Consider the following 25,541-nt stretch of genomic DNA (forward strand, 5'->3'; position numbering starts at 1 on the left):
CTCGGGCCCCCTTTTTATACCTGGAGCGGTGCCCGCGAGGCGTCGCTCGTCGGATGAAACAGCGATTCTCTTAGAGGGACTATCATGGCAGCTATCAGCGCTTCTCTAGTCAAGGAACTGCGCGAGCGTACCGGTCTCGGCATGATGGAGTGCAAGAAGGCGCTCACCGAAGCCGAAGGTGACATCGAGCGCGCGATCGAAGACCTGCGCAAGAACTCCGGCCTGAAGGCCGCGAAGAAGGCCGGTCGCACCGCCGCTGAAGGCGCCATCGTGACCCAGGTTGCTGAAGACGGCAGCTACGGCGCGATGCTGGAGGTCAACTCCGAGACCGACTTCGTCGCCCGCGACGAAAACTTCAAGGGCTTTGCCCACAAGGTGCTGGCCAAGGTCTTCGAGACCAAGTCCGAAGATGTCGCCGCGATCATGGATGGCGAGCTGGAAGACGCACGCAATCAACTGGTCCAGAAGATCGGCGAGAACATCTCCGTGCGTCGCGCCGTTGTCGTCGATGCGCCGGCCGGCGGTGTCGTCGGTGCCTATGTCCACGGTGACCGTATCGGTGTGCTGACCGTGCTCGACGGCGGCAACGGCGAAGTCGCCAAGGACATCTCCATGCACGTTGCCGCGATCAACCCGGTCGTCTCCCATCCGGAAGACATGCCGCAGGAGCAGCTCGACAACGAGAAGGCCATCATCCTGGCGCAGCCTGACATGGCGGGCAAGCCGGAGCAGATCGCCGAGAAGATGGTCCAGGGCCGTCTCAAGAAGTACCTGGCGGAAAACAGCCTGACCGAGCAGCCGTTCGTCAAGGACCCGAACCAGACCGTCGCCGAGTACGCCAAGACGGCCGGTGGCAAGGTGGTCGGCTTCACGCGCTTCGAAGTGGGTGAAGGCATCGAGAAGGAAGAGGTCGACTTCGCCAAGGAAGTCATGGAACAGGCTCGTCGCAGCTAAGTTCCGTGCAGTATGAGGAGAGGATGTCATTCGTATTAGAATGACTTCATACTCCAGTCGATGGCGTGCGCGAAAGCGCACGCCATCGCGTATCCGGCGGATGAGAAGTGCATCTGCCTGACTTGCCGACACCGACGCGTTTAACCAGGAGAGATCGTCATGCCCGAAGTCATCGACCGTCCCGTCAAGCCCAACGAACGCAGTGACAAGTCGAAGTACAAGCGCATATTGCTGAAGCTTTCCGGCGAAGCGCTGAGCGGGGATCAGGAGTTCGGTATCGACCCGCGTGTGCTCGACCGCATGGCACTGGAGATCGGTCAGCTGGTGGGTATCGGGGTGCAGGTTGGCATGGTGATCGGCGGCGGCAACCTGTTTCGCGGCGCGGCCCTGCATGCGGCTGGCATGGAGCGTGTCACCGGTGATCACATGGGCATGCTGGCGACGGTCATGAACGCCCTGGCGATGCGTGATGCGCTGGAGCGCTCCAACATCCGCTCGCGCGTGATGTCCGCGATTCCCATGAGCGGCGTGGTCGAGCATTACGATCGTCGTACCGCCATTCGCTATCTCACCTCCGGTGACGTGGTGATCTTCTCGGCCGGCACGGGCAACCCGTTCTTCACCACCGATTCGGCGGCCTGCCTGCGCGGTATCGAGATCGATGCCGACGTCGTGGTCAAGGCAACCAAGGTCGACGGCGTCTACGACAAGGATCCGGAGAAGCATCCGGAGGCCATCAAGTACGAGAGCCTGAGCTACGATGACGTGCTTGACCAGAAGCTGGGCGTGATGGATTTGACCGCTATCTGCCTGGTGCGTGACCATGACATGCCGGTTCGCGTCTTCGATATGACCAAGCCCGGTGCGTTGTTGAATCTGGTGGTCGGTGGGCGAGAAGGCACGCTGATTGAATGAGGTTTAGGACATGATCGACGATATCAAGAAAGACGCATCGGCCCGCATGCAGAAGACCCTGGAGTCTCTGCAGGCCAACTTCCACAAGATTCGTACCGGGCGCGCCCATCCGAGCATTCTGGATGCGGTGATGGTCGAGTACTACGGCAGCGACATGCCGCTCAACCAGGTGGCGAACGTTAACGTCGAAGACGCGCGTACGCTCAGCATCATGCCCTGGGAGCAGTCGATGGTGCCCAAGATCGAGAAGGCGATCATGACCTCCGATCTGGGGCTCAATCCCGCCACGGCCGGCAACGTGATTCGCGTGCCGATGCCGCCGCTGACCGAAGAGACGCGCCGCAACTACATCAAGCAGGCGCGTGCCGAGGCAGAGAATGCACGTGTCGCCGTACGCAACGTGCGTCGCGATGCCAATGGCGACCTCAAGGATCTGCTCAAGGAGAAGGAGATCACCGAGGACGACCAGCGTCGCGGCGAAGAGGACGTCCAGAAGCTGACCGACAAGTTTGTCGGCGAGATCGACAAGCTGCTGGAAGCCAAGGAACAAGACCTGATGCAGGTATGAGTCGTCTCGGCGCCCGTGACGTGGTCGCGGGCGCCGCGACTCGCCTGTCTTGCGAGCTATCATGACAGACATGCAGTTGCGTGACGCCAACGCGACGTCGTCGATGCCTCGTCACGTGGCGATCATCATGGACGGCAACAATCGCTGGGCTCGCGCCCGGGGGCTCTCCAGTGCGCAGGGACATCGCGCTGGCGTCGAGTCGTTGCGCGCGGTGATCCGTCGCGCCGCGGAGCGCCGTGTCGAGACCCTGACCCTGTTCGCCTTCTCCAGCGAGAACTGGCGCCGTCCTTCGGCCGAGGTGAGTGCGTTGATGGAGCTGTTCATGCTTGTGCTCAAGCGCGAGGTGAAGAAGCTCCACGACAACGGCATCCGCCTGACGATCATCGGTGATCGTCGCCGCTTTTCCAGTTCGCTGCAGAAGCATATGCAGCGAGCCGAAGCCCTCACGCGTGACAACCCGGGCATGCATCTTGTCGTCGCTGCAAACTATGGCGGGCGCTGGGATATTGCCCAGGCGGCCCGACGGCTGGCACAACAGGTGGCGGATGGCCGGCTGGACCCGGAGGCGGTCGATGAATCGGCGCTGGATCGCGAGATCTGTCTGAGCCAGGACGCGCCGATCGATCTCTGTATCCGCACCAGCGGTGAGCAGCGTATCTCCAACTTCCTTCTCTGGCAGCTGGCCTACGCCGAATTCTACTTCTCTCCCGAACTGTGGCCGGATTTCGACGGTGACTCGCTCGATGTCGCGCTGGACGCTTTCCAGCAGCGTCAGCGCCGCTTCGGCATGAGTCAGCAGCAGGTCGAGGTCCAGGGTGCTTAGACAGCGAATTTTGACGGCGCTGGTGCTGGCGCCACTCGCCCTGCTGGGGTTGTTCGGCCTGTCCGGCGGCGGTTTCGCGCTCTTCACGGCAGTCGTACTATTGCTGGGCGCCTGGGAGTGGGCACGCCTGGCAGGGTTTGACTCGTCTGTGCCGCGCGCGGTCTATACGGCGGCCGTCGGACTGCTGCTGCTGATTGTCTGGTCCGCCGGCTGGGCCGACGCTCACTGGCCGCTGTGGCTGGGTGCGCTCGGCTGGCTGCTGAATGCCTGGTGGGTATCGCGCTATCCGCAGGCGTCCGAGCAGTGGCGGCGCACGCCTGTCCGCCTGGTCATGGGCGTGTGGGTGCTGATGCCCTGCTGGGTTGGCTTCTACCAGTTGCGCCAGGAGGGCAGCGAGTGGCTGCTGTTCGTGCTGCTGCTGGTCTGGGTCGCGGATATCGGCGCCTACTTTTCCGGTCGCCGCTTCGGTCGTCGCAAGCTGGCGCCCGCGGTCAGTCCCGGTAAATCCTGGGAGGGCGTCTACGGCGGTTGGGTGGCGGTGGCCGTGCTGGTGCTGCTCTACGCGATGATCCTGCCGCTCGGCGCGGGACAGTCGCTCGGCCTGTTGCTCCTGGCTCTGATCGTGGCGTTCGTCTCGGTCGTGGGCGATCTGCTCGAGAGCATGCTCAAGCGCTCTCGCGGACTCAAGGATTCCAGTCATCTGCTGCCGGGGCATGGTGGCATCCTCGACCGGATCGATAGCCTGACGGCCGCGGTGCCGCTCTTTGCCCTGATTCGACCATGGCTGGGATAGCAGGCCGATGACTTCTTCTAATCTGCAGCGTGTCACCGTGTTGGGCGCGACCGGATCGATCGGCCGCAGCACGCTCGACGTGGTTGCGCGCCACCCTGAACGCTATCGGCTGCATGCCGTGACCGCCCACCGCTCGCGCGAGGCTTTGTTCGAGATCTGCCAGCGGTTCGTACCCGCGCAGGCGGTCATCGGGCGCGAGGAAGATGCCATCTGGCTGCGTGATCGTCTGCGCGACGCCGGGCTGGGTCGCATTGAGGTGCGGAGCGGCGCCGAGGCGCTGGTCGAGGTCTCGCGGGCGAGCGAGGTCGATGTCGTTATGGCGGCGATCGTCGGCGCCGCGGGGCTGCTGCCGACGCTGGCAGCGGTCGAGGCCGGCAAGCGCGTGCTGCTTGCCAACAAGGAGGCGCTGGTGATGTCCGGCGGCCTCTTCATGGCGGCGGTCGAGCGTCACGGTGCGACCCTGCTGCCGATCGATTCGGAACACAATGCCATCTACCAGTGTCTGCCGTCGCAGCACCGCGGCGGCCTCGAGCGCCAGGGCGTGTCTCGGTTGCTGCTGACCGCCTCCGGTGGGCCGTTTCGTGGCTGGTCGATGGCCGACCTCGAGGCGGTGACGCCGGCCCAAGCCTGCGCGCATCCCAATTGGTCGATGGGTCAGAAGATTTCGGTCGACAGCGCGACCTTGATGAACAAGGGGCTCGAGCTGATCGAGGCCTGCTGGCTGTTCGATGCCAGCCCTGGCCAGATCGAGGTGGTCGTGCATCCGCAAAGCATCGTGCACTCGATGGTCGGTTACAGTGACGGCTCGGTGATCGCGCAGATGGGCAATCCTGACATGCGCACGCCGATCGCCTACGGCCTGGCCTGGCCTGCGCGGATCGATGCCGGCGTCGAGCCGCTCGATCTGTTCGCGCGGGCACGGCTGGATTTCGAGGCGCCGGACGAACGCGGCTTCCCCTGTCTGCGCCTGGCGCGGGAGGCAATGAAGGCCGGCGGTACGGCGCCCGCCAGCCTGAATGCCGCCAATGAAGTAGCGGTGCAGGCATTTCTCGAGTCTCGGCTCTCGTTCCTCGGCATTGCCAGACTCGTCGAGGCCACGCTGGAGGCCATCGACGTACAGCCTGCGGCGTCGCTCGACGTGATACTGTGCGAAGACACCCGGGCGCGGCGGACGGCCGAAGCGCTCTTGCAACAACGATCTTTCTAGAGGGGGCGGGCGCCATGGATACGCTCCAGAACGTGCTGGCGGTCATTGTTGTGCTTGGCCTGCTGATTACGTTTCACGAGTTCGGGCACTTCTGGGTCGCGCGTCGTTGCGGGGTCAAGGTGCTGCGATTCTCGGTGGGCTTCGGTAAACCGCTGTGGTCGCGGCGCGACCGACACGGGACCGAGTTCGCGCTGGCGGCGATTCCTCTGGGCGGATACGTCAAGATGCTCGACGAGCGTGAGGGGCCGGTGGCTGCCGAAGAACGCGATCGCGCCTTCAACCGCAAGAGCGTGTGGGCGCGCATCGCGATCGTCGCAGCGGGGCCCGCGGCGAACCTGTTGTTGGCGCTGGTCGCTTACTGGGCGTTGTTCGTCTACGGCACCACGACCGTGGCGCCGGTGATCGGTGAGGTGGCGCCAGATACGCCGGCGGCTCAGGGCGGCCTGAGTGCCGGTCAGGAAATCGTCAGTATCGAGGGTGAAGCGACGCCTTCCTGGGGCGACATCAACCTGCGTCTGATCGCCGCGATCGGCGCCAACGGCGAGCTCCAGGTGGCGACGCGCGATCCCGATGGCGGGACGACGCAGACGCATGCGTTGCCGGTGTCGCAGTGGCTGGTGCGGCAGGACCCGCCGCAGCCGCTGGCCTCGCTGGGCATTACGCCTTGGCGGCCGGCGGTGCCGGCGGTGCTGGGCCAAGTGCTCGAGCCGGGGCCGGCAGCGGCTGCCGGTTTGGTGCCCGGCGATCGCATCCTCAGCGTCGAGGGGCAGGCGATCGAGACCTGGTCGGATTTCGTGGTCGATGTCCGTGCCCATCCGGAGCAGGCGCTGGCGGTCGTGCTCGAACGCGACGGCACGCAGCATGACATCACGCTGACGCCGGAAGTGCGCGAGACCGATGGTGGCGAGCGCATCGGCTACATTGGCGCCGCCGCCGAGCGCGTCAACTGGCCCGAGAGGTATCGGCGCGACATTCGCTATGGCCCGCTGGCAGCTATCGGCCAGGCGCTGGACAAGACCGGCGAGATGACATGGTTGACGCTGGACTCCATTCGCAAGATGGTCGTCGGCTGGATTTCGCCGTCGAATCTCTCCGGGCCGATTACCATCGCGCGCATTGCCGGGGATTCGGCGCGCAGCGGCGTGGAAGCGTTCGTCGGCTTCCTGGCCTACCTGTCGATCAGTCTGGGCGTGCTCAATCTGCTGCCGATTCCGGTGCTCGACGGCGGTCATCTCGTCTACTACGTGATCGAGCTGGTGCGTGGCAAGCCGGTCTCCGAGGCCGCACAGGCCATGGGGCTGCGCATCGGCGTAGCGCTGGTGGGCTGTCTCATGGCGATGGCGCTCTATTTCGACCTGATGCGTCTGTAGTTCAACCGATAGTTCGGCTGATAGGTCGACCGAGGCATCGACCACGGCAGGACGCCGTGGCCGGTGCTTCGGCAACACGCGACGCGTGAAAGAACGCCCTGACTGGCAGTGACGAACCTTGTCAGTCACAGGGTGAAATGTATAAGGTGCCTGTTCGATACGCGGGCGGACCCCAGAGAAGCGACTGATTGCATGAAACTCAAGACCATCGGATTGGCAGGACTGCTGTTGGCCAGCTCCCCCGTGGCGTTGGCGGCACCTTTCGAGATTTCGGACATTCGAGTGGAGGGGCTGCAGCGCGTCTCGGCCGCATCCGTGTTCAACGCGTTTCCGGTCAGTGCCGACCAGACGGTCGATGACCAAGAGCTGGGGGAGGCCGCCCGGCAGCTTTTCGATACCGGCCTGTTCGACGATATCAGCCTGTCCCGTGATGGTGACGTGCTGATCGTCAATGTGGTCGAGCGTCCTTCCATCGCCGAGATCAACATCGACGGCAACTCGCAGATCTCCGAAGACGATCTGCGCGACGGCCTGCGGGATGCCGGCCTGGCCGAAGGGCAGGTGCTGCAGCGTTCCACCCTTGAGGAAATGCAGCGCGAACTGGGCAGGCTCTATCAGTCCCAGGGTCGCTACAGCTCCAACATCGAGACCTCCGTCGAACAGCTCGAGCGCAACCGCGTGCGCATCAATATCGACATCAACGAAGGCGCGGTCGCCAAGATTCGCCAGATCAATATCGTCGGCAACGAGGCCTACGATGACGAGGCCCTGCGTGACCTCTTCCAGCTCGAGGACGAGCCGAGCTGGTTCTTCGGCTGGTTCTCCGACGACGAGTATTCCCGCGAGGCGCTGTCCGGAGACCTGGAGACGCTGCGCTCCTGGTATCTCGACCGTGGCTACGTCAACTTCTCGATCAGCTCTACGCAGGTGTCGATCAGCCCCGATAAATCGCGCATCTTCGTCACCATCAACGTCGACGAGGGCAAGCGCTACGACATCGGCGAGGTCCGCTTCGACGGCGACCTCAAGATGGATGAATCCGAGGCGCGCTCGCTGGTGACCATCGAACCGGGCGAAGTCTTCTCCCAGAGCGACCTGACTGCCTCTTCCGAGGCGTTGCGTCAGAAGCTTGGCGCGGAAGGTTTCGCCTTCGCCGATATCAACGCGGTACCGACGGTCGATGACAGCAACGATACCGTGGATATCACCTTCCGTGTCGATCCCGGTCGTCGCGCCTACGTGCGCCGCATCAATTTCGAAGGCAATACCACCACTCAGGATGAGGTGCTGCGTCGCGAAATGACGCAGATGGAGGGCGCGCCGGCCTCCACCGACCAAATCTCCCAGTCGCGTCAGCGGCTCGAACGGCTCGGCTTCTTCCGCCAGGTCGACGTTGATACCCGCCCTGTGGCCGGTCAGCCGGACCAGCTCGATGTTACCTACAACGTCGAGGAACAGCCCTCCGGCTCGATCTCCGCGAGCATCGGTTTCTCGCAGTCCGCCGGCGTGATCTACGGGGCCGCCCTGTCACAGAACAACTTCCTCGGTACCGGTAACCGGGTGAACATCGGTGCCCAGCGCAGCGATACCTTCACCAATATCAACTTCGGCTTTACCGATCCGTACTGGACCCTCGACGGCATTTCCCGCGGCTACAACGTCTTCTACCGCGAGACGGACTACGAAGACTCGGACATTTCGACCTACTCCACCGACTCGTTCGGCGGCAACATCAACTTCGGCTATCCGATCAACGACCTGTCGCGCCTGAACTTCGGCGTCGGTCTCGAGAATCTGTCGATCGATACCTATGACGATACGCCAGCCGAGATCATCCAGTATGTGGACGACGAGGATGAAGACTTCCTCAACTACAAGCTGACCGCCAGCTGGACGCGCAACAACCTCAACCGCGGGGTCATGCCGACCGCCGGCAGCTATCAGCGGGTCTCCCTGGAGGCAGCGGTTCCCGGTTCCGATGCCGAGTATTACAAGCTGCGCTACCGCGGTCAGAAGCTGTTCGAGCTGAACCCCGACTGGTCGTTCAAGTTCAGTACCAATCTTGGCTATGCCGACACGCTGGGATCGAACGATCCCTATCCGTTCTACGAGAACTTCTACTCCGGCGGCCTGGGCTCCGTGCGTGGCTATACCGGCAACACGCTCGGGCCGAAGACGACCGAACGTGGCGATGGCGACGACGACACCCTGGGCGGCAACGTGCTGGTCGAGGGCTCCGCAGAGCTGCTCTATCCTTTCCCGTGGGTCGACGACCGGCGCTCGCTGCAGACCAGCATCTTCCTGGATGGCGGTAACACCTACCTGACCGACTGCTACGACGTGCCGGATGGTTATACCTCCAGCTGCAGCAGCGGGATCGACATGGGGGATCTGCGCTACAGTGTCGGTCTCGGTCTGTCGTGGCTGACGCCGGTCGGACCGCTGACCTTCAGCGTGGCCAAGCCGCTCAACGAGAAGGATGGCGACGACCCGCAGGTGTTCCAGTTCTCGCTCGGTCAGACGTTCTAGCGAAGTGACTGCTGCAGCACCCCGTGCTGCGGCCGATCAGAGGGTGTCGCGCCACCGAGCGGCGCGGCATCGACCCAGACCCAAGCTCCAGTGTGTTAGAGCGCTTTTTTGCAAGGAGAATCGGGATGCGCAAGATGGCAGGAGCCTTCGGGCTCGGATTGTTGACGCTGGTATCGCTGCCGGCAATGGCGACGGAAGTCGGTGTGCTCGACTGGCGCGAGGCGCTGATGTCGTCCGACTCCGCTCAGGCGTCGATGAACCAGCTCAAGAACCGGATCAGTCCGCAGCAGCAGCAGGCGGAATCGCTGCAGCAGGAGCTGCAGCAGCTTCAGCAGCGGCTGCAGCAGGATGGCGACGTGATGTCCGAGTCCGAGCGCAATTCGGTGACCCAGCAGCTGCGTCAGAAGGGCGGTCAGTTCCAGCAGTTGCGCGGCCAGATCTCGCAGGCGCAGCAGCAGGCGGAGCAGCAGTACCTGCAGGGCGCAAAGCCCAAGCTGGATCAGGCCATTCAGCGTGTGGTCGACGAGCACGACCTCGATATGGTCGTTGACCGTGACGCCGTCGTCTTCGCCGGCGATAGCCTTGATGTGACCGACGAAGTCACGCAGATTTTCAACTCGCTCAACTGATGGATAATGCCGGCGCCCGTTCATGAACCCTGATGCTGCTATCTCCTACACGCTCGGCGAGTTGGCCGAGCGTGTCGAGGCCCGACTCGTCGGCGATGCCAACCAGCGCGTCGGCGCGCTGTCGACTCTGACCGATGCCGGGCCGGGTGATCTCTCGTTCCTGGCCAATCGGGCGTACTTGAAGCACCTTGCCGGCACTCACGCCGGTGCGGTGCTGCTGCATCCAGAGCATGCTGCCTCCTGTCCTTGCGCCTATCTCGAGCTCGACAACCCCTATCTGGGCTACGCCAAACTGTCGCGGTTGTTCGATCCGCTGGCGAATCGTACCAGCCGGGGGGTGCATCCCGCCGCCAGCGTGGCCGCGGATGCGATCATCGGGCAGGCAGTTGAGATCGGTGCCAACAGCGTCATCGAATCGGGCGTCGAGATCGCCGATGGCTGCGTGATCGGCCCCGGTTGCTTCATCGGGGCCGATAGCGTGATCGGGCGCGATTCTCGGTTGCATGCCAATGTCACGCTCTATCATGGCGTGACCATCGGGGAGCGGGCGATTCTTCACAGCGGCTGCGTCATCGGCGGCGACGGCTTCGGCTTCGCCCACGATGGCCGGCAGTGGGAAAAGATCGCGCAGCTTGGCGGCGTAACGCTGGGAGACGACGTCGAGGTCGGCAGTTGCTCGAGCATCGACCGCGGCGCGCTCGGCGATACCCGTATCGGCAATAGCGTCAAGATCGACTCTCAGGTGCAGATTGCGCATAACGTGCAGATTGGTGACGGCTGCGCGCTGGCCGGCTGCGTCGGCATTGCCGGTTCCACGCAGGTGGGACGTAACTGCCTGCTGGGCGGCGGCGTCGGTCTGTCGGGCCATCTGACGCTGACGGACGGTGTCCAGATCACCGGCATGAGTCTGGTGACCAACTCGATTCTGGAGCCCGGCGTCTACTCATCCGGTACGGGGTCGATGCCGAATGGCCTGTGGCGCCGGAACGCCGTACGCTTCAAGCAGTTAGACGACATCGCCAAGCGCCTGGGCCGACTCGAGCGCGACATCCGCGAGAGCTGATCGCGCTTGCCTTCATCCCGGCGCCGCGTTGCGAGGCTGGCAGCCGAAGTCCGCGCCTGTATAATGCCCGGCCACGACGGGTGGATGCGCCGCCGCCGCCCCCTTGCCTGCTGCCGGTCTCTCGGGGCGGGCATTTCGTTATTTCAGAGGTCATATTGATGATAATGGACATCAACCAGATTCGTGAGTATCTACCGCATCGTTACCCTTTTTTATTGGTAGATCGCGTGATGGAGATCACGCTGGGCGAATCGATCGTGGCGTACAAGAACGTCAGCATCAATGAACCTTTCTTCAATGGCCACTTCCCGCACCATCCGATCATGCCCGGAGTGCTGATCATCGAGGCGATGGCGCAGGCGTGCGGCATTCTCGGTTTCAAGACGGTCAACAAGCTGCCGGCCGACGGCTATGTCTACTATCTGGTCGGCAGCGACAACGTGCGCTTCAAGCGACCGGTCATGCCCGGTGACCAGCTGCGGCTGGAAGCCAACGTGATCAAGGGCAAGCGCGGCATCTGGAAATTCGCCTGCCGAGCCAGTGTCGATGGCGAACTCGCCTGTGAAGCGGAAATCATCTGCGCCGAGAGGAAAGTCGCTTGATTCATCCCACCGCCATCGTCGATCCTGCCGCGCAACTGGCCCCGGACGTCGAGGTGGGCCCGTTCTGCGTGATCGGCCCCGACGTCGAGATCGATGCCGGCTGCGTGATCGGCCCGCACGTGGTGATCAAGGGGCCTACCCGCATCGGTCAGCGCAATCGTATCTTCCAGTTTGCCTCCGTGGGCGAGGATTGCCAGGACAAGAAGTACGCCGGCGAACCGACACGGCTCGAGATCGGCGACGACAACGTGGTTCGCGAGAGCGTGACGCTGCACCGCGGCACGATCCAGGATCGTGCCCTGACGTCGATCGGCAGCCGTAACCTGTTCATGGCCTACTCCCATGTCGGCCACGACTGCACCATCGGCAGCGACTGTATCCTGGCCAATCAGGCGACGCTCGCGGGGCACGTGACGCTAGGTGATTTCTCGATTCTGGGAGGCCTGTCGGCGATTCACCAGTTCTGCCACATGGGTGAACATGCGATGGCCGGTGGTGGCTCGATCATCACCAAGGACATTCCCGCGTTCATCATGGTCAACGGCAACCCGGCGGCGGCGCATGGGCTCAACTCGATTGGCCTGAAACGCCGTGGTTTCTCGGCGGAGGGCGTGCGCGCCCTGGGCGAAGCCTATCGTCTCGTCTATCGCAAGGGGTTGACGCTGGAGCAGGCGATCGACGAAATCGACCAGCGCTTCTCGCTGGACGAAACGCGTCGCTTCGTCGATTCGCTGCGCGCCTCCAAACGCGGTATCACGCGCTAGCGCCCTGGCGCCTGCCGGCCATGCCGGAAGGCGCGGCGCCATCTCTACAGTCCAGTCTCGAGGCGAAGCATGCGCGTCTATCTAGTCGCCGGGGAACTCTCGGGAGATATTCTCGGTGCCGGGCTCATGCAGGCGCTCCTGCGACGGCATCCCGAGATCGAGTTTCGGGGGATCGGTGGGCCGCGCATGCAGGCGCAGGGGCTCGATTCCCTCTATCCGCTGGAAACGCTGTCGGTGATGGGGCTGGTGGAAGTGCTCAAGCACCTCCCGGGTCTGGTCAAGGTGCGCCGCCATCTGAAGCGCGATGCGCTGGCGTGGCAGCCGGATGTGATGATCGGTATCGATGCGCCGGACTTCAATATCGGACTGGAACGGCAGCTCCGCGAGGCCGGCGTGCTGACGGCGCACTATGTCAGCCCGTCGGTCTGGGCCTGGCGTCAGGGGCGGGTGAAGACGATCGCGAAAGCGGTCGATGCCATGCTGACGTTCCTGCCGTTCGAAGCGGATTTCTATACCGAGCATCGGGTGCCGGTGGCCTATGTCGGCCATCCGCTCGCGGATGAGCTGCCGCTGGTCAACGATCGCCAGGCGATGCGCGCCGAGCTGGGCCTGGCGCTCGACCGGCCGACCCTGGCCGTGCTGCCGGGCTCGCGGAGCAACGAAATTCGCTTTCAGGGCGAGGTGTTTCTACGTGCCGCCAGCGCCCTGCGAGAGCGGCTGGGCACGCTACAGGTGGTCATTCCGGCGGCATCGCCGGCGCGGCGGCAGGAGCTCGAGGCGTTGCTGGCTCGCTTTCCCGAGCTGACCACCGACACGCTGATCATCGAGTCGCGCTCGCGCGAGGCGATGACCGCGGCCGACGCCGTACTGCTGACGTCCGGCACGGCGGCGCTGGAAACCATGCTGTGCCATCGGGCGATGGTGGTGGCCTACCGTATGGCGCCGGCGACCTACTGGCTCGCGCAACGACTGGTGAAGACGCGCTGGATCTCGTTGCCCAACCTGATTGCGCAGGAGGGGCTCGTGCCCGAGTTGATTCAGGCAGCGGCGAGTACCGAGAATATCGTCGCCGAGCTGATGCCCTGGTTCCAGGACCCCGCGCGTCGCGAGGCGCTGGAGGCGCGCTTCGCCGAGCTGCACGCCGGTCTGCAGCGCGGCGCCAGCGAGCGAGCTGCGGTCGCTATCACCCAACTGGTCGAGCGGGGGCGTCTGGACTCCGCCACCGACGCCATCTGAGACGAGGAGCGGCATGTCGTCGACGTCATCCCCGCTGGCATGGCCTGAACTGGTCATCGAGTATGCTGGCCAGCATCTGGCTGGCGTCGATGAAGTCGGGCGGGGGCCGCTGGTGGGCCCGGTGGTCGCGGCAGCCGTGATTCTCGACCCGGCCTCGCCGATCGCCGGATTGACCGACTCCAAGGCGTTGAGCCCGGCGCGGCGCGAGGCCTTTGACATCCGCATTCGCGAGCAGGCCCTGGCCTTTGCGATTGCCGAGGCCAGTCCGGCCGAGATCGATGCGCTCAATATCTATCACGCGACGCATCTCGCCATGCGGCGAGCGATCGACGCGCTGCCAGTGATGGCGGAGTATCTGCTGGTCGACGGCAATCGTCTGCCGGGGCATCGCTGTCCTGGACAGGCGGTGGTCAAGGGCGACCTGCGTCACCCCGCGATCAGTGCGGCATCGATCCTGGCCAAGGTGGCGCGGGATGCGCAGATGGTGGCGCTCGACGCGCGCCACCCCGAGTATGGCCTTGCGCGCCACAAGGGCTATCCGACGCGGGAGCACCTCGACGCGCTGGCGCGCCTGGGGCCGTTGGCCGAGCATCGGCGCTCCTTCAAGCCGGTTCAGCGGCTGCTGCCGGCGTCCTGACACCCGCCCGCTTCGCGTGTCATTGTGACCCGCGGCGGCTTTGGGCATGCTGGTAGCTGTCCGCCGCCGTCATTCATCCGTCGTTCGATCCGAGTTCGTCATGACAACACCCTTCGTTCATCTTCGTGTCCACAGCGAATACTCCCTGGTCGACGGGCTGGTCCGCCTCAAGCCGTTGATCAAGGCGACCACCGCGGCCGGCATGCCGGCGGTCGCGGTGACCGACGACACCAATCTCTTCGGGCTGGTCAAGGTCTACAAGGCGGCGCAGGGCGCCGGGCTGAAGCCGATCATCGGTGCCGATTTCTGGCTGCACAATGCCCATGACGAGAGTCACCCCTATCGCCTGACGCTGCTGGCGATGAACGATACCGGCTATCGCAATCTCACCGAGCTGATCTCGCGCGCCTGGACCGACGGCCAGCGCCAGAACATGGCGATACTCGACAAGGCCTGGGTTTTCGACCAGAGCGAGGGGCTGATCGCGCTCTCCGGCGCGCGGGAGGGGGAGATCGGTCGCTTTCTGGTCGCCGAACACATCGATACCGCGCGCGAGCTGCTGGCGGAGTGGAACCAGCACTTTGCGGGACGCTTCTACCTGGAGCTGCAGCGGACCGGCCGCCAGTACGACGAAGAGTGCGTGCATGCCTCCGTGGCGCTGGCATCGGAAACCGGCACGCCGGTCGTGGCCACCAACGATGTGCGCTTCCTCGAGCGCGAGGACTACTGGGCCCACGAGACGCGGGTCTCGATCGGCGAGGGCAGGGCGCTCGAGGACCCGCGACGCGAGCGCAAGTACAGCGAGGAGCAGTACCTCAAGTCGCCCGAGGAGATGGCGGAACTCTTCGCCGACATTCCCGAAGCGCTCGAGAACAGCGTCATGATCGCGGCGCGCTGTACTGCCAGCGTTCGCCTCGGCGAGATCTTCCTGCCGGAATATCCGATCCCCGAGGGCATGACCCAGGACACCTTCTTTCGCAAGATCTCCCACGACGGGCTGACGGCGCGACTGGAGATGCTGTTCGGCGGCGATAACCCGATTTACCCGGGACGCCCATTGGCCGAGCACGAGCCGGCGTATCGTCAGCGGCTCGACTTCGAGCTCGACATCATTCTCAAGATGGGCTTTCCCGGCTACTTCCTGATCGTGATGGACTTCATCCAGTGGGCCAAGGACAACGATATCCCGGTCGGGCCCGGGCGTGGCTCCGGCGCCGGCTCGCTGGTTGCCTATGCGCTCAAGATCACCGATCTGGATCCGCTGGAATACGACCTGCTGTTCGAGCGCTTTCTCAACCCGGAACGTGTCTCGATGCCCGACTTCGACGTCGACTTCTGCATGGAGAAGCGCGATCGGGTGATCGACTACGTGGCCGACCGCTACGGGCGCAACGCGGTCTCGCAGATCGTGACCTTCGGCACCATGGCCGCGAAAGCCGTCGTACGTGACGTGGCGCGTGCCCAGGGCAAGCCCTACTCGATGGGTGACAAGCTCTCCAAGTTGATCCCGTTCGAGGTCGGCATGACGCTGGCCAAGGCGATCGAGGACGAGCCGCAGCTCAAGGAGTATCTCGAGTACGACGAGGAAGCTGCCGAAATCTGGGAGATGGCGCTCAAGCTCGAGGGCGTGACGCGCGGTACCGGCAAGCACGCCGGCGGCGTGGTGATCGCGCCGACCAAGCTGACCGACTTCTCGCCGCTGCTGTGTGAGCCGGACGGCTCCGGCCTGGTGGTGCAGTTCGACAAGAACGACGTCGAGGATGCCGGCCTGGTCAAGTTCGACTTCCTCGGTCTGCGAACCCTGACCATCATCGACTGGGCGCTGGAGATGGTCGATGTAGTCCGGGCGAGGGAAGGACTGGGAGCGCTCGATATCGAGACGATCCCGCTCGACGATAAGCCGACCTTCGACATGCTCAAGAAGGCCGAGACCACGGCGGTATTCCAGCTCGAATCCCGTGGCATGAAGGAACTGATCAAACGCCTGCAGCCGGATTCGCTGGAAGACATGATCGCCCTGGTCGCACTCTTCCGGCCGGGGCCGCTGCAATCGGGCATGGTCGATGACTTCATCAACCGCAAGCACGGGCGCGCCGAGCTCGCCTTCCCGCATCCGGATTACCAGCACGAGCTGCTGAAGCCGGTGCTCGAACCGACCTACGGCATCATCCTGTATCAGGAGCAGGTGATGCAGATCGCGCAGGTGCTGGCCGGCTACACGCTGGGACAGGCCGACATGCTGCGCCGCGCCATGGGCAAGAAGAAGCCCGAGGAGATGGCCAAGCAGCGCGCCGGTTTCATGGAAGGTTGCGCCAATAACGGAATCAATGCCGATCTGGCCGGCAACCTGTTCGATCTGGTGGAAAAGTTCGCCGGCTACGGCTTCAACAAATCGCACTCGGCCGCCTATGGCCTGGTCTCCTATCAGACCGCCTGGCTCAAGGCACATTACCCGGCGCCGTTCATGGCGGCGGTGCTCTCCACCGAGATGGACAATCTCGACAAGGTGGTGCCGCTGATCGAGGAGTGCCGCCATATCGGGCTGACGGTCACGCCGCCCAACGTCAATGTCGGCGCCTACAAGTTCACCGTCGACGAGGCGGGGCAGGTGGTTTACGGCCTCGGCGCGATTCGTGGTGTCGGCGAGGGCCCAATCGGCGCCATCGTCCAGGCGCGCGAAGCCGAAGGGCCGTTCAAGGATCTGTTCGACTTCTGTCGGCGTATCGATGGCAAGCGCATGAACAAGCGGACCATCGAGGCGCTGATCCGCTCGGGCGCGCTGGATAGCCTGGGGCCGACGCGCGCGATCCTGTCCGCCTCGCTGGAAGCCGCGCTCAAGGCGGCATCGCAGAACCAGGCCAACCAGAACATCGGCATGATGGACATGTTTGGCGAAGCCTTTACCGAACCCGCCCAGGATGGCGATATCTACGCCGATTATCGGCAGGCCCGCGACTGGAGCGACAAGGAGCGGCTCGCCGGCGAGAAGGATACGCTGGGCCTCTACCTGACCGGGCACCCGATCGACGAGTACGAGCATGAGCTCAAGCGCTTTGTGGCCACGCGTATCGTCGACCTCAAGCCGTCGCGCGAACCACAACGGGTCGCGGGGCTGGTGGTCGCGATGCGCACGATGAAGTCAAAGCGTGGCGACACCATGGCTTTCGTGACGCTGGATGATCGTACCGGCCGAATCGAGGCGTCGCTGTTCGGCGAACTGTTCGACCAGGTGCGCGGCCAGCTCGCCGCCGATCAGGTGCTGATTATCGAAGGCGAGGTCTCGAGCGACGACTACTCCGGCGGTTTGCGCCTGCGCAGCAAGGACGTCACCCTGATGGCCGATGCGCGGGCACGCTTCGGCGAAGCCGTCGAGCTGGCGGTCGACGGCGGGCGCCTCAATGGTCGCTTCTCGCGCTCGCTCCACGACAGTCTTTCGCCGTGGTTGAGCGAGACAGGCCTGCCGCTGCGTATCCGCTACCGCAACGCGGCGGCCAGTGGCTGCTTCGAGCTGGCAGCGTCGTGGAAAGTGTCGCCCTGCGACGAACTGCTGACCGCGCTGCGCGACGTCGAAGGATTCGACGCCGTGTCGCTGCGCTATCGCGGCGGTTGATCGCCGCCACCTTGCTTACACTCGTGAGGGTGCGATAATGGCGCGTTTACGCCGCATGTCAGCCGCCTTCATTCAGACATCGACGCTTGCCAGGATCACACAGTAGAAGCCCTATGAATCCCAATTATCTGGACTTTGAACAGCCGATTGCCGAACTACAGGCCAAGATCGAGGAGCTGCGACTCGTCGGTAATGACAGTCAGATCAGCCTGAGTGACGAGATCGGCAAGCTCGAAGAGAAGAGCCGCAAACTCACCGAGCAGATCTTCCGTGATCTGACAGCCTGGCAGGTAACGCAGCTATCGCGTCACCCGCAGCGTCCCTATACGCTCGACTATCTCGAGAACCTCTTCACCGATTTCGATGAACTCCACGGCGATCGTCATTTCGCCGATGATGCCGCTCTGGTCGGCGGCGTGGCGCGTCTCGAGGGCAAGCCGGTCATGGTGATCGGCCATCAGAAGGGGCGTGACGTCAAAGAGAAGGTGCGCCGCAATTTCGGCATGCCGCGCCCGGAAGGCTACCGCAAGGCATGCCGTCTGATGGAGATGGCCGAGCGTTTCAAGATGCCGGTTTTGACCTTTATCGACACCCCCGGGGCCTATCCCGGTATCGACGCCGAAGAGCGTGGCCAGTCCGAGGCCATCGCCTACAACTTGGCGGTTATGTCCCGGCTCAAGACGCCGATCATCTCCACGGTGATCGGTGAGGGCGGTTCCGGTGGCGCCTTGGCAATCGGCGTCTGCGACGAGCTGCAGATGCTGCAGTACGCTACATATTCGGTCATCTCGCCGGAGGGCTGTGCTTCGATTCTGTGGAAAAGTGCCGAAAAGGCCTCCGAAGCCGCGCAGGCCATGGGCATCATCGCCTCGCGCCTGAAAGAGCTCGGTTTCGTCGATACCCTGATCGACGAGCCGCTGGGCGGTGCGCATCGTCATCCTCAGCAGACCGCGGGCAAGGTCAAGGATGCCCTGCTGGCGAGTCTCGACCGGCTCGAGCATATGGATACCGACGCGCTGGTGGAACGGCGGTATGAGCGCCTGATGTCCTACGGCGCGCCTCAGTAGGCGATCGGCTGCACTCACGCATACGGCGTTGAATGCTCGTTCGGACTGCTCATGTAGCACGCTACACTGCGCGTCCGCACTCGCCTTCGCCTTGTCTGAGTATCGTTCGCTCGACCGCATGGCCTCAAGGGGTGAATGGGCTGATCGCGCTAAGCGAGCCTGCGACGGCGGCCTCAGATTCGTTCATCGTTCGCACTCCGGTAAGCACAGTGTCTCAAAGCGAGGCGCATTGTCATGACTCCCAATCGACTCGTCGATGACGCCCTGGCGCAGTGCGCGCCGGGGCGTCGTGTCTGGGTGGCGCTCTCCGGCGGTCTGGACTCTTCGCTACTGCTGCATGTCACGGCACCGCTGGCTCACGCTCGCGGGCTTTCCCTTCGTGCGATCCATATCAATCATGGTCTGCAGGCGACCGCTGTCGATTTCGAGACGCACTGTCGCGATCTGTGTGATCGGCTGGCGGTGCCGCTGACCGTCGTACCGGTCGAGGTGGTCCCCGACGGTGTCGGCATCGAGGCGGCAGCACGGGAGGCGCGCTACCGGGCCTTCCGGCAGCATCTTGCCGCGGGCGATTTGTTGCTGCTGGCCCAGCATGCCGACGATCAGGCGGAAACCTTTCTGCTGGCGGCACTGCGTGGCAGCGGCGTGCGTGGACTGGCCGCCATGCCGCCGCTTCGCCAGGAGGCAGGCATCGTGATCGCCCGTCCGTGGCTATCGCTCTCCCGCGCGGCGTTGGTGGAGGAGGCATCGCAGCGAAAAGTGAGCTGGGTCGAGGATCCCACCAACGGCGATGACGGCTATGACCGCAACTATCTGCGTCTTCGCGTGCTGCCAGCGCTCGCCGAGCGCTGGCCTCAGGGCGCGCGCGCGCTGGCTCGGAGTGCCGACTGGCTGCAGGAGGCCGACGACCTGCTTGGGGAGCTGGCCGCGCAGGATCTGAGTGCCGCCGGTGGAGAGCCCGCCCGGCTGGCCATAACGGCGTTGAGGCCCTTGCGCGAGTCGCGACGTCGTCTGTTGATCCGCCATGCCCTCGAACGTCTGGGTGTGCCGCCGATCCCGCGCTCGCGGCTGGCCGAGCTTGATCGCCAGTTGCTAGGCGCCGGCGAAGATCGCCAGGTGTGTGTCGACTGGCGAGGTGGCGAAGCGCGCCTGTGGCGCGAGACACTCTACTTGATGGCGCCGCTGGCGCCGGTCGCTCCCGACTGGCAGCGGGAATGGGATGGGCGAGCGTCGCTCGAGACGCCCTGGGGTGTTCATCGCATCGCGCTGATGCCGCTGGAGGATCGTGATGTCGTGGCTTCCTTCCGGGTGACTGTCAGGCGCGGCGGGGAGTGCTTGCGTCTCGAGGGGCGCGGGCGGCGCGATCTCAAGCGGTTGCTACAGCAAGCGGGTGTGCCGCCGTGGCAGCGCGAACGGCTGCCGCTGATCTGGCACGGCGACGCATTGATCGCCGTGCCGGGGGTAGCCACGGCAGCGGGCTGGCGCCTGACGCGGGCTCAGGCGTCGTAGGTCAGCGTCTGACCGACGGCCGCCTGATAGGCGGCTTCCTGTTCGAGATCGTTCAGCAGCAGGACGTGACGTTGCTCCGCCGGCAGTGCGATATGAATGGCATCGCCGTCGCTGTCGAGCCGGAAGTCTGTGATGGCCTGCTCGGGACGGGCGTGGTTGAGCATCACCGCCAGTCGCAGCAGTCGGGCGAGGCGGCCATAGAGAGGCTGGGCCGCCGCCGGTAGTTCCTCGAGCTCCTTCTGGGCGAACTTGCGCCGATGTGCCCGAACCAGAAACGCGAGTGCCTGCTGCTCGGGCCGCGAGAACCCCGTCAGGTCGGAGTACTCGAGCAGGTAGGCGCCGTGACGGTGAAATTGGCTGTGGGAGACCGCCAGGCCGATCTCGTGCAGCTGCGCCGCCCAGTATAGGAACAGACGCTGTTCCTCGGACAGGTGCCAGACGAGCTTCATTTGGTCGAACGCCACCATGGCACTCTGGGCGACATGGTCGGCGTGAGCGGTGTCCACGCTATAGCGGCGCATCAGCAACGCGACGCTGTGCCGGCGGGAGTCTTCCGGGGTATCGCGACCGATCAGGTCGAACAGCACTCCCTCGCGCAGGGCGCCGTCGGCATAGCGCATGCGTTCCAGTCCGAAGGCCTCGAAGACGGCACACAGGATCGCGATGCCGGCCGGGAACACCCGGGCGCGGTCCTCTTTCAGCCCTTCCATCGCTACCTTGTCGAGGTGGCCGAAGGCGATCAGCTTCTTGCGTAGCTTGAGCAGGGCTTCGCGCTCGATCACGGAGGCATCGCCGTCGCCGCGTGCCCCGATCACCGCCGCCGCGGCCTTGATCGTGCCACTGGAGCCGATCGGGTCCTGCCAGCCCAGCTGGCAATAGTGGCGCTGAATATTGGCCAGCTCCGAGAGTGCGGCCAGCTCGGCTCGGCGGAAGCGCTTCTCGCTGATTTCGCCGTCGGCAAAGAAACTGCCGGTATAGGCCACGCAGCCCATATGCAGGCTCTCCAGTGCCTGCGGCTCGAAATCCTCGCCGATGATGAACTCCGTGGAACCGCCGCCAATGTCGACGATCAGGCGACGGCCATGCACTTCGGCCAGTGCATGGGCTGCGCCGAGATAGATCAGGCGAGCTTCCTCGCGACCGCCGATGATCTCGATCGAATGCTGGATCAGCGCTTCGGCCTGATCGATGAAACGGCGTGCGTTCTTGGCCGCGCGCAGGGCATTGGTGCCGACGATTCGCAGATTGTCAGCGTCGACGCCCGCCAGGAACGGCGCGAAGCGCTCGAGACAGCCGAGCGCACGGGCCATTGCCTCCTCGGTGAAATTGCCCTGGGCATCGAGCCCGGCGGCAAGCTGTACCTTCTCGCCCATCTTGGCCACGACCTGAAGCTGGCCGTCCTGATGATTGGCCACCAACAGGTGAAAACTGTTGGAGCCGAGATCGATGGCGGCCAGACGACGCGTCGCGTCCTTGGCGGTCGGCGTTCCGCTCATGCGCGGCATCCTCGAAAGCTGGCAAACGTCGTGGGCGGACTTCCCGTCTCGGCCCGTGGGCGGCGGCGCGTGGGGACGCCGCGGTGCGGTCAGGTCCAAGGTTGCGGTGGGGTGGCTGGCTTGTCAATTCCCGAGCCGCGCTTCATGCTGGCGCGATTCCGACACGGTAAGGACACCCTCGACATGCCACGCCAGATTCTCGACGGCGACACGTTCGATCGACAGCGTGAGACGCATGAGGCGCCTTGGCTGGCCGTTTTCGTCAGCGACTGGTGTCAGCCTTGCGAGACGCTGCTGTCGCGGCTTTCCGGTAGCGCCCACGACATCGTGCGCGCACTGCCGTTGGGCGTCGTCGATATCGAACGCGAGCCCGCCTTGGCGGAGCGCTATGGCGTCAAGGGGACCCCGACGCTGGTGCTGTTCGTCGACGGTGAGCCTCGTGCGACGCGGGTAGGTGCGCTGAGTGACGACCAGCTGCGCCAGCTATGCGAGGAGGCCGGCCGCAGTTGATAGGCGTCGCCGAATCGGTGGGCTTGCTTTCATGTCATAGCTTGTCTACCATCTGGACGTTCGCCTGTTCCGAATGCTTCTCGACCGCCCCGCGGTCCCCCAAGTCGTCAGTCACCCCAGTCCCGATCTTCGGCCGATACCGACCTTCGGACACAAGATACGTCTTTCGGATATCACCACGCCGAGAGATGGCAGGCGAATCGAACCGCTCTCCCGATATCATGGCCTACGGTAGGCTGCTACCCGGCAACCGCCCGCCATGCGGAAAGCCTGACTGTTTCTGGGACGACTGAACGCGCCGCGTGGCGTTTGAACCGACCGCCTCCTGTCCTTCTTCTTTTCTCGGCAAGTCATTGCCAGCGACACGAGCCATTTCTGACCGAACTCATGAATCTGACCGAACTCAAGCAAAAATCCGTCCCGGAGCTGCTGGACATTGCCCGGGAAATGGGCATCGACAATCTGGCCCGCTCACGCAAGCAGGACATCATCTTCGCGATTCTGAAGAAGCACGCGAAGAGCGGTGAGGATATCTACGGCGACGGCGTCCTCGAGATCCTTCAGGACGGCTTCGGTTTTCTGCGTAGCGCCGATTCCTCCTATCTTGCTGGCCCCGATGACATCTACGTCTCGCCGTCGCAGATCCGCCGCTTCAACCTGCGCAAGGGCGACTCGATCGCCGGCAAGATTCGCCCGCCGAAGGAAGGCGAGCGCTACTTCGCGCTGTTGAAGGTCAACGAGATCAACTTCGACAAGCCCGAGAATGCCAAGCACAAGATCCTGTTCGAGAACCTGACGCCGCTGTTCCCGCAGGAGCGTCTGCTGATGGAGATCGGCAACGGTTCCACCGAGGATATTACTGCTCGCGTTCTCGATCTCACTGCGCCGATCGGCAAGGGCCAGCGTGGCCTGATCGTCTCTCCGCCCAAGGCGGGTAAGACGCTGATGCTGCAGAACATCGCGACCTCGATCACGCGCAACAATCCCGAGTGCCATATGATCGTGCTGCTGATCGACGAGCGCCCGGAAGAAGTGACCGAGATGTCGCGGACGGTGCGCGGCGAAGTGGTCGCCTCGACCTTCGACGAGCCGCCCGCACGCCATGTCCAGGTGGCCGAGATGGTGATCGAGAAGGCCAAGCGTCTGGTCGAGCACAAGAAGGACGTGGTCATTCTGCTCGACTCGATCACTCGTCTGGCGCGCGCCTACAACACCGTGGTGCCGTCATCCGGCAAGGTGTTGACCGGCGGGGTCGACGCGCATGCGCTCGAGAAGCCGAAGCGCTTCTTCGGTGCCGCGCGTAACATCGAGGAGGGCGGTAGCCTGACGATCATCGCCACGGCGCTGGTCGATACCGGCTCCAAGATGGACGAGGTGATCTTCGAGGAGTTCAAGGGTACCGGCAACATGGAAGCCCATCTCGATCGCAAGCTGGCCGAACGTCGTGTCTATCCGGCGCTCAACATTCGCCGCTCCGGCACACGTCGCGAGGATCTGATCGCGTCCGAGGAGGAGATGCAGCGCATGTGGATTCTGCGCAAGCTGCTCAATCCGATGGACGACGTGGCCGCGACCGAGTTCCTGATCGACCGCCTCAAGGACACCAAGACGAACCTCGAGTTCTTCGAAGCCATGAAGCGGCGCTGATCCGACGCGCGCCGGTGGACGCGCGCGTTGTATGAGCAGACATCAGAGGGCAGCATGTTATGCTGCCCTTTTTTGCGTTCTTGGCTAGCGGGATGCGGGCAACGGTATGAAATATCACGATTTGCGCGATTTCATCGCGGCGCTCGAGTCGCGTGGCGAGCTGAAGCGCATCAGCGTCGAGGTGGATCCGTATCTGGAGATCACCGAGATCTGCGATCGCACTCTGCGCGCGGGAGGGCCGGCGCTGCTGTTCGAGAACGTCAAGGGCAGCGAGATGCCGGTGCTCGGCAATCTGTTCGGGACGCCAACGCGTGTCGCGCTGGGAATGGGGCAGGAGAGCGTGGATGCGCTGCACGAGGTCGGCAAGCTGCTGGCCTTTCTCAAGGAGCCGGATCCGCCCAAGGGGCTCAAGGACGCCTGGGACAAGCTGCCGATTTTCAAGCAGGTGATGAGCATGGGGCCGAAGACGCTCCGCTCAGCGCCCTGTCAGGAGATCGTGCAGGAGGGCGACGCGGTCGACCTCGACCGACTGCCGATCCAGCACTGCTGGCCGGGCGATGCCGCGCCGTTGGTGACCTGGGCGCTGGTGGTCACGAAAGGGCCGCACAAGGCGCGCCAGAATCTGGGCATCTATCGTCAGCAGAAGCTTGGCCGGAATCGCCTGATCATGCGCTGGCTGAGCCATCGTGGTGGCGCGCTCGATCTTCGCGAGTGGCAGCAGGAGTATCCCGGCGAGCCTTTCCCCGTGGCCGTGGCGCTGGGGGCGGACCCGGCAACGATTCTCGGCGCGGTGACGCCGGTGCCCGATACGCTTTCGGAGTATGCCTTCGCCGGGCTGCTGCGAGGCTCGCGTACCGAGCTGGTCAAATGCGGGCATGCGGATCTGCAGGTGCCGGCTTCCAGCGAGATCGTGCTCGAGGGGTATATCTATCCCGACGATATGGCACCCGAAGGCCCGTTCGGCGATCACACCGGCTACTACAACGAGGTCGAGACCTTCCCGGTCTTTACCGTCGAGCGCATCACGCATCGCCGCGACCCGATCTATCACTCGACCTATACCGGTCGCCCGCCGGACGAGCCCGCGGTACTGGGGCTGGCGCTCAACGAAGTGTTCGTACCGATCCTGCGCAAGCAGTTTCCGGAGATCGTCGACTTCTACCTGCCGCCGGAAGGGTGCTCCTACCGCATGGCGGTGGTGACCATGAAGAAGCAGTACCCCGGGCATGCCAAGCGCGTCATGATGGGCGTCTGGAGTTTCCTGCGTCAGTTCATGTATACCAAGTTCGTGATCGTGCTCGACGACGATGTCGACGCGCGCAACTGGGAGGACGTGATCTGGGCCATTACCACGCGCATGGATCCGGCGCGGGATACGGTCATGGTGGAGAACACGCCGATCGACTATCTCGATTTCGCCTCGCCAGTTGCCGGCCTGGGGTCCAAGATGGGGCTAGATGCGACCAACAAGTGGCCGGGCGAGACCAGCCGCGAGTGGGGCGAGCCGATCGTGATGGACGCCGAGATCAAGGCGCGAGTCGATGCGCGCTGGGGCGAGTACGGCATCGATATCCGGCCGCCGGCGGCGCGTCATGGTGACGATTGAGCGCGA

At 64.0% G+C, this 25,541-nt stretch carries 21 protein-coding genes; 20 read left to right on the top strand and 1 reads right to left on the bottom strand.

The window, feature by feature from the left end; translation table 11 throughout:
* Positions 1–84 precede the first annotated feature (84 nt).
* The 17 genes from tsf (at position 85) to tilS (ending at position 20,276) form a co-directional block, all read left to right on the top strand.
* Positions 85–954, top strand: coding sequence for a translation elongation factor Ts (gene tsf / locus MC381_RS07070; RefSeq protein WP_251977033.1), 870 nt, complete (start codon positions 85–87; stop codon positions 952–954).
* A 159-nt stretch (positions 955–1,113) separates the two neighbouring features.
* Positions 1,114–1,869 (top strand): UMP kinase, encoded by a 756-nt coding sequence (pyrH, locus tag MC381_RS07075; RefSeq protein ID WP_251977034.1) that lies wholly within the window; start codon positions 1,114–1,116, stop codon positions 1,867–1,869.
* Positions 1,870–1,879: 10 nt separating this feature from the next.
* Positions 1,880–2,437 carry a ribosome recycling factor gene (gene frr, locus MC381_RS07080; protein WP_251977035.1) on the top strand — a complete coding sequence of 186 codons (558 nt, stop codon included), beginning with the start codon at positions 1,880–1,882 and terminating at the stop codon, positions 2,435–2,437.
* Between the two features lie 61 nt (positions 2,438–2,498).
* Positions 2,499–3,260, top strand: coding sequence for a polyprenyl diphosphate synthase (uppS, locus tag MC381_RS07085; RefSeq protein WP_251977036.1), 762 nt, complete (start codon positions 2,499–2,501; stop codon positions 3,258–3,260).
* The gene (locus MC381_RS07090) at positions 3,253–4,053 is read left to right on the top strand and encodes a phosphatidate cytidylyltransferase (RefSeq protein ID WP_251977037.1); all 801 of its coding nucleotides are present in this window, start codon (positions 3,253–3,255) and stop codon (positions 4,051–4,053) included. The genes uppS and MC381_RS07090 overlap by 8 nt, the downstream gene beginning before the upstream one ends.
* 7 nt (positions 4,054–4,060) lie before the next feature.
* Positions 4,061–5,260: a 1-deoxy-D-xylulose-5-phosphate reductoisomerase gene (gene ispC, locus MC381_RS07095; RefSeq protein WP_251977038.1), complete on the top strand. Its 1,200-nt coding sequence runs from the start codon at positions 4,061–4,063 to the stop codon at positions 5,258–5,260.
* A 14-nt stretch (positions 5,261–5,274) separates the two neighbouring features.
* On the top strand, positions 5,275–6,630 hold the full coding sequence (gene rseP, locus MC381_RS07100; protein ID WP_251977039.1) for a sigma E protease regulator RseP: 1,356 nt from the start codon (positions 5,275–5,277) through the stop codon (positions 6,628–6,630).
* 192 nt (positions 6,631–6,822) lie between these two features.
* Positions 6,823–9,159: an outer membrane protein assembly factor BamA gene (bamA, locus tag MC381_RS07105; protein WP_251977040.1), complete on the top strand. Its 2,337-nt coding sequence runs from the start codon at positions 6,823–6,825 to the stop codon at positions 9,157–9,159.
* A 125-nt stretch (positions 9,160–9,284) separates the two neighbouring features.
* A complete protein-coding gene (locus MC381_RS07110) occupies positions 9,285–9,788 on the top strand; it encodes an OmpH/Skp family outer membrane protein (RefSeq protein WP_251977041.1) in 504 nt (167 codons plus the stop codon).
* A 22-nt stretch (positions 9,789–9,810) separates the two neighbouring features.
* A complete protein-coding gene (gene lpxD, locus MC381_RS07115) occupies positions 9,811–10,851 on the top strand; it encodes a UDP-3-O-(3-hydroxymyristoyl)glucosamine N-acyltransferase (RefSeq protein ID WP_251977042.1) in 1,041 nt (346 codons plus the stop codon).
* A 158-nt stretch (positions 10,852–11,009) separates the two neighbouring features.
* Positions 11,010–11,453 (top strand): 3-hydroxyacyl-ACP dehydratase FabZ, encoded by a 444-nt coding sequence (gene fabZ / locus MC381_RS07120; RefSeq protein ID WP_251977043.1) that lies wholly within the window; start codon positions 11,010–11,012, stop codon positions 11,451–11,453.
* Positions 11,450–12,217, top strand: coding sequence for an acyl-ACP--UDP-N-acetylglucosamine O-acyltransferase (lpxA, locus tag MC381_RS07125; RefSeq protein WP_251977044.1), 768 nt, complete (start codon positions 11,450–11,452; stop codon positions 12,215–12,217). The genes fabZ and lpxA overlap by 4 nt, the downstream gene beginning before the upstream one ends.
* Positions 12,218–12,286: 69 nt before the next feature.
* On the top strand, positions 12,287–13,453 hold the full coding sequence (gene lpxB / locus MC381_RS07130) for a lipid-A-disaccharide synthase (RefSeq protein WP_251977045.1): 1,167 nt from the start codon (positions 12,287–12,289) through the stop codon (positions 13,451–13,453).
* 13 nt (positions 13,454–13,466) lie between these two features.
* Positions 13,467–14,090, top strand: a complete 624-nt coding sequence (gene rnhB / locus MC381_RS07135) for a ribonuclease HII (RefSeq protein WP_251977046.1) — start codon at positions 13,467–13,469, stop codon at positions 14,088–14,090.
* Between the two features lie 100 nt (positions 14,091–14,190).
* The gene (gene dnaE / locus MC381_RS07140) at positions 14,191–17,700 is read left to right on the top strand and encodes a DNA polymerase III subunit alpha (RefSeq protein WP_251977047.1); all 3,510 of its coding nucleotides are present in this window, start codon (positions 14,191–14,193) and stop codon (positions 17,698–17,700) included.
* 113 nt (positions 17,701–17,813) lie between these two features.
* Complete coding sequence (locus MC381_RS07145) at positions 17,814–18,767, top strand: acetyl-CoA carboxylase carboxyltransferase subunit alpha (RefSeq protein WP_251977048.1); 954 nt, start codon at positions 17,814–17,816, stop codon at positions 18,765–18,767.
* A 234-nt stretch (positions 18,768–19,001) separates the two neighbouring features.
* Positions 19,002–20,276, top strand: coding sequence for a tRNA lysidine(34) synthetase TilS (gene tilS, locus MC381_RS07150; RefSeq protein ID WP_251977049.1), 1,275 nt, complete (start codon positions 19,002–19,004; stop codon positions 20,274–20,276).
* Here tilS and MC381_RS07155 read toward each other — a convergent pair.
* Positions 20,264–21,772 (bottom strand): Ppx/GppA phosphatase family protein, encoded by a 1,509-nt coding sequence (locus MC381_RS07155; RefSeq protein WP_374708161.1) that lies wholly within the window; start codon positions 21,770–21,772, stop codon positions 20,264–20,266. The two genes, tilS and MC381_RS07155, sit on opposite strands and share 13 nt — an antisense overlap.
* A 120-nt stretch (positions 21,773–21,892) precedes the next feature.
* On the opposite strand from MC381_RS07155, the gene MC381_RS07160 reads away from it, so the two are divergent.
* The 3 genes from MC381_RS07160 (at position 21,893) to ubiD (ending at position 25,535) form a co-directional block, all read left to right on the top strand.
* Positions 21,893–22,282 (top strand): thioredoxin family protein, encoded by a 390-nt coding sequence (locus MC381_RS07160; protein WP_251977051.1) that lies wholly within the window; start codon positions 21,893–21,895, stop codon positions 22,280–22,282.
* Positions 22,283–22,669: 387 nt separating this feature from the next.
* Positions 22,670–23,929: a transcription termination factor Rho gene (gene rho, locus MC381_RS07165; protein ID WP_251977052.1), complete on the top strand. Its 1,260-nt coding sequence runs from the start codon at positions 22,670–22,672 to the stop codon at positions 23,927–23,929.
* 106 nt (positions 23,930–24,035) lie between these two features.
* Positions 24,036–25,535, top strand: a complete 1,500-nt coding sequence (ubiD, locus tag MC381_RS07170; protein ID WP_251977053.1) for a 4-hydroxy-3-polyprenylbenzoate decarboxylase — start codon at positions 24,036–24,038, stop codon at positions 25,533–25,535.
* Positions 25,536–25,541 lie beyond the last annotated feature (6 nt).

The organism is Salinicola avicenniae (genome assembly GCF_023736115.1).
GTDB classification, from domain to species: Bacteria; Pseudomonadota; Gammaproteobacteria; order Pseudomonadales; family Halomonadaceae; genus Salinicola; species Salinicola avicenniae.

What these genes read in the sequence shown, in the direction of transcription:
- tsf (WP_251977033.1), top strand. Translation starts at nt 85, where the DNA reads ATGGCAGCTATCAGCGCTTCTCTAGTCAAGGAACTGCGCGAGCGTACC.
- pyrH (WP_251977034.1), top strand. Translation starts at nt 1,114, where the DNA reads ATGCCCGAAGTCATCGACCGTCCCGTCAAGCCCAACGAACGCAGTGAC.
- frr (WP_251977035.1), top strand. Translation starts at nt 1,880, where the DNA reads ATGATCGACGATATCAAGAAAGACGCATCGGCCCGCATGCAGAAGACC.
- uppS (WP_251977036.1), top strand. Translation starts at nt 2,499, where the DNA reads ATGACAGACATGCAGTTGCGTGACGCCAACGCGACGTCGTCGATGCCT.
- ispC (WP_251977038.1), top strand. Translation starts at nt 4,061, where the DNA reads ATGACTTCTTCTAATCTGCAGCGTGTCACCGTGTTGGGCGCGACCGGA.
- rseP (WP_251977039.1), top strand. Translation starts at nt 5,275, where the DNA reads ATGGATACGCTCCAGAACGTGCTGGCGGTCATTGTTGTGCTTGGCCTG.
- bamA (WP_251977040.1), top strand. Translation starts at nt 6,823, where the DNA reads ATGAAACTCAAGACCATCGGATTGGCAGGACTGCTGTTGGCCAGCTCC.
- MC381_RS07110 (WP_251977041.1), top strand. Translation starts at nt 9,285, where the DNA reads ATGCGCAAGATGGCAGGAGCCTTCGGGCTCGGATTGTTGACGCTGGTA.
- lpxD (WP_251977042.1), top strand. Translation starts at nt 9,811, where the DNA reads ATGAACCCTGATGCTGCTATCTCCTACACGCTCGGCGAGTTGGCCGAG.
- fabZ (WP_251977043.1), top strand. Translation starts at nt 11,010, where the DNA reads ATGATAATGGACATCAACCAGATTCGTGAGTATCTACCGCATCGTTAC.
- lpxB (WP_251977045.1), top strand. Translation starts at nt 12,287, where the DNA reads ATGCGCGTCTATCTAGTCGCCGGGGAACTCTCGGGAGATATTCTCGGT.
- rnhB (WP_251977046.1), top strand. Translation starts at nt 13,467, where the DNA reads ATGTCGTCGACGTCATCCCCGCTGGCATGGCCTGAACTGGTCATCGAG.
- dnaE (WP_251977047.1), top strand. Translation starts at nt 14,191, where the DNA reads ATGACAACACCCTTCGTTCATCTTCGTGTCCACAGCGAATACTCCCTG.
- MC381_RS07145 (WP_251977048.1), top strand. Translation starts at nt 17,814, where the DNA reads ATGAATCCCAATTATCTGGACTTTGAACAGCCGATTGCCGAACTACAG.
- tilS (WP_251977049.1), top strand. Translation starts at nt 19,002, where the DNA reads ATGACTCCCAATCGACTCGTCGATGACGCCCTGGCGCAGTGCGCGCCG.
- MC381_RS07155 (WP_374708161.1), bottom strand. Translation starts at nt 21,772, where the DNA reads ATGAGCGGAACGCCGACCGCCAAGGACGCGACGCGTCGTCTGGCCGCC.
- rho (WP_251977052.1), top strand. Translation starts at nt 22,670, where the DNA reads ATGAATCTGACCGAACTCAAGCAAAAATCCGTCCCGGAGCTGCTGGAC.
- ubiD (WP_251977053.1), top strand. Translation starts at nt 24,036, where the DNA reads ATGAAATATCACGATTTGCGCGATTTCATCGCGGCGCTCGAGTCGCGT.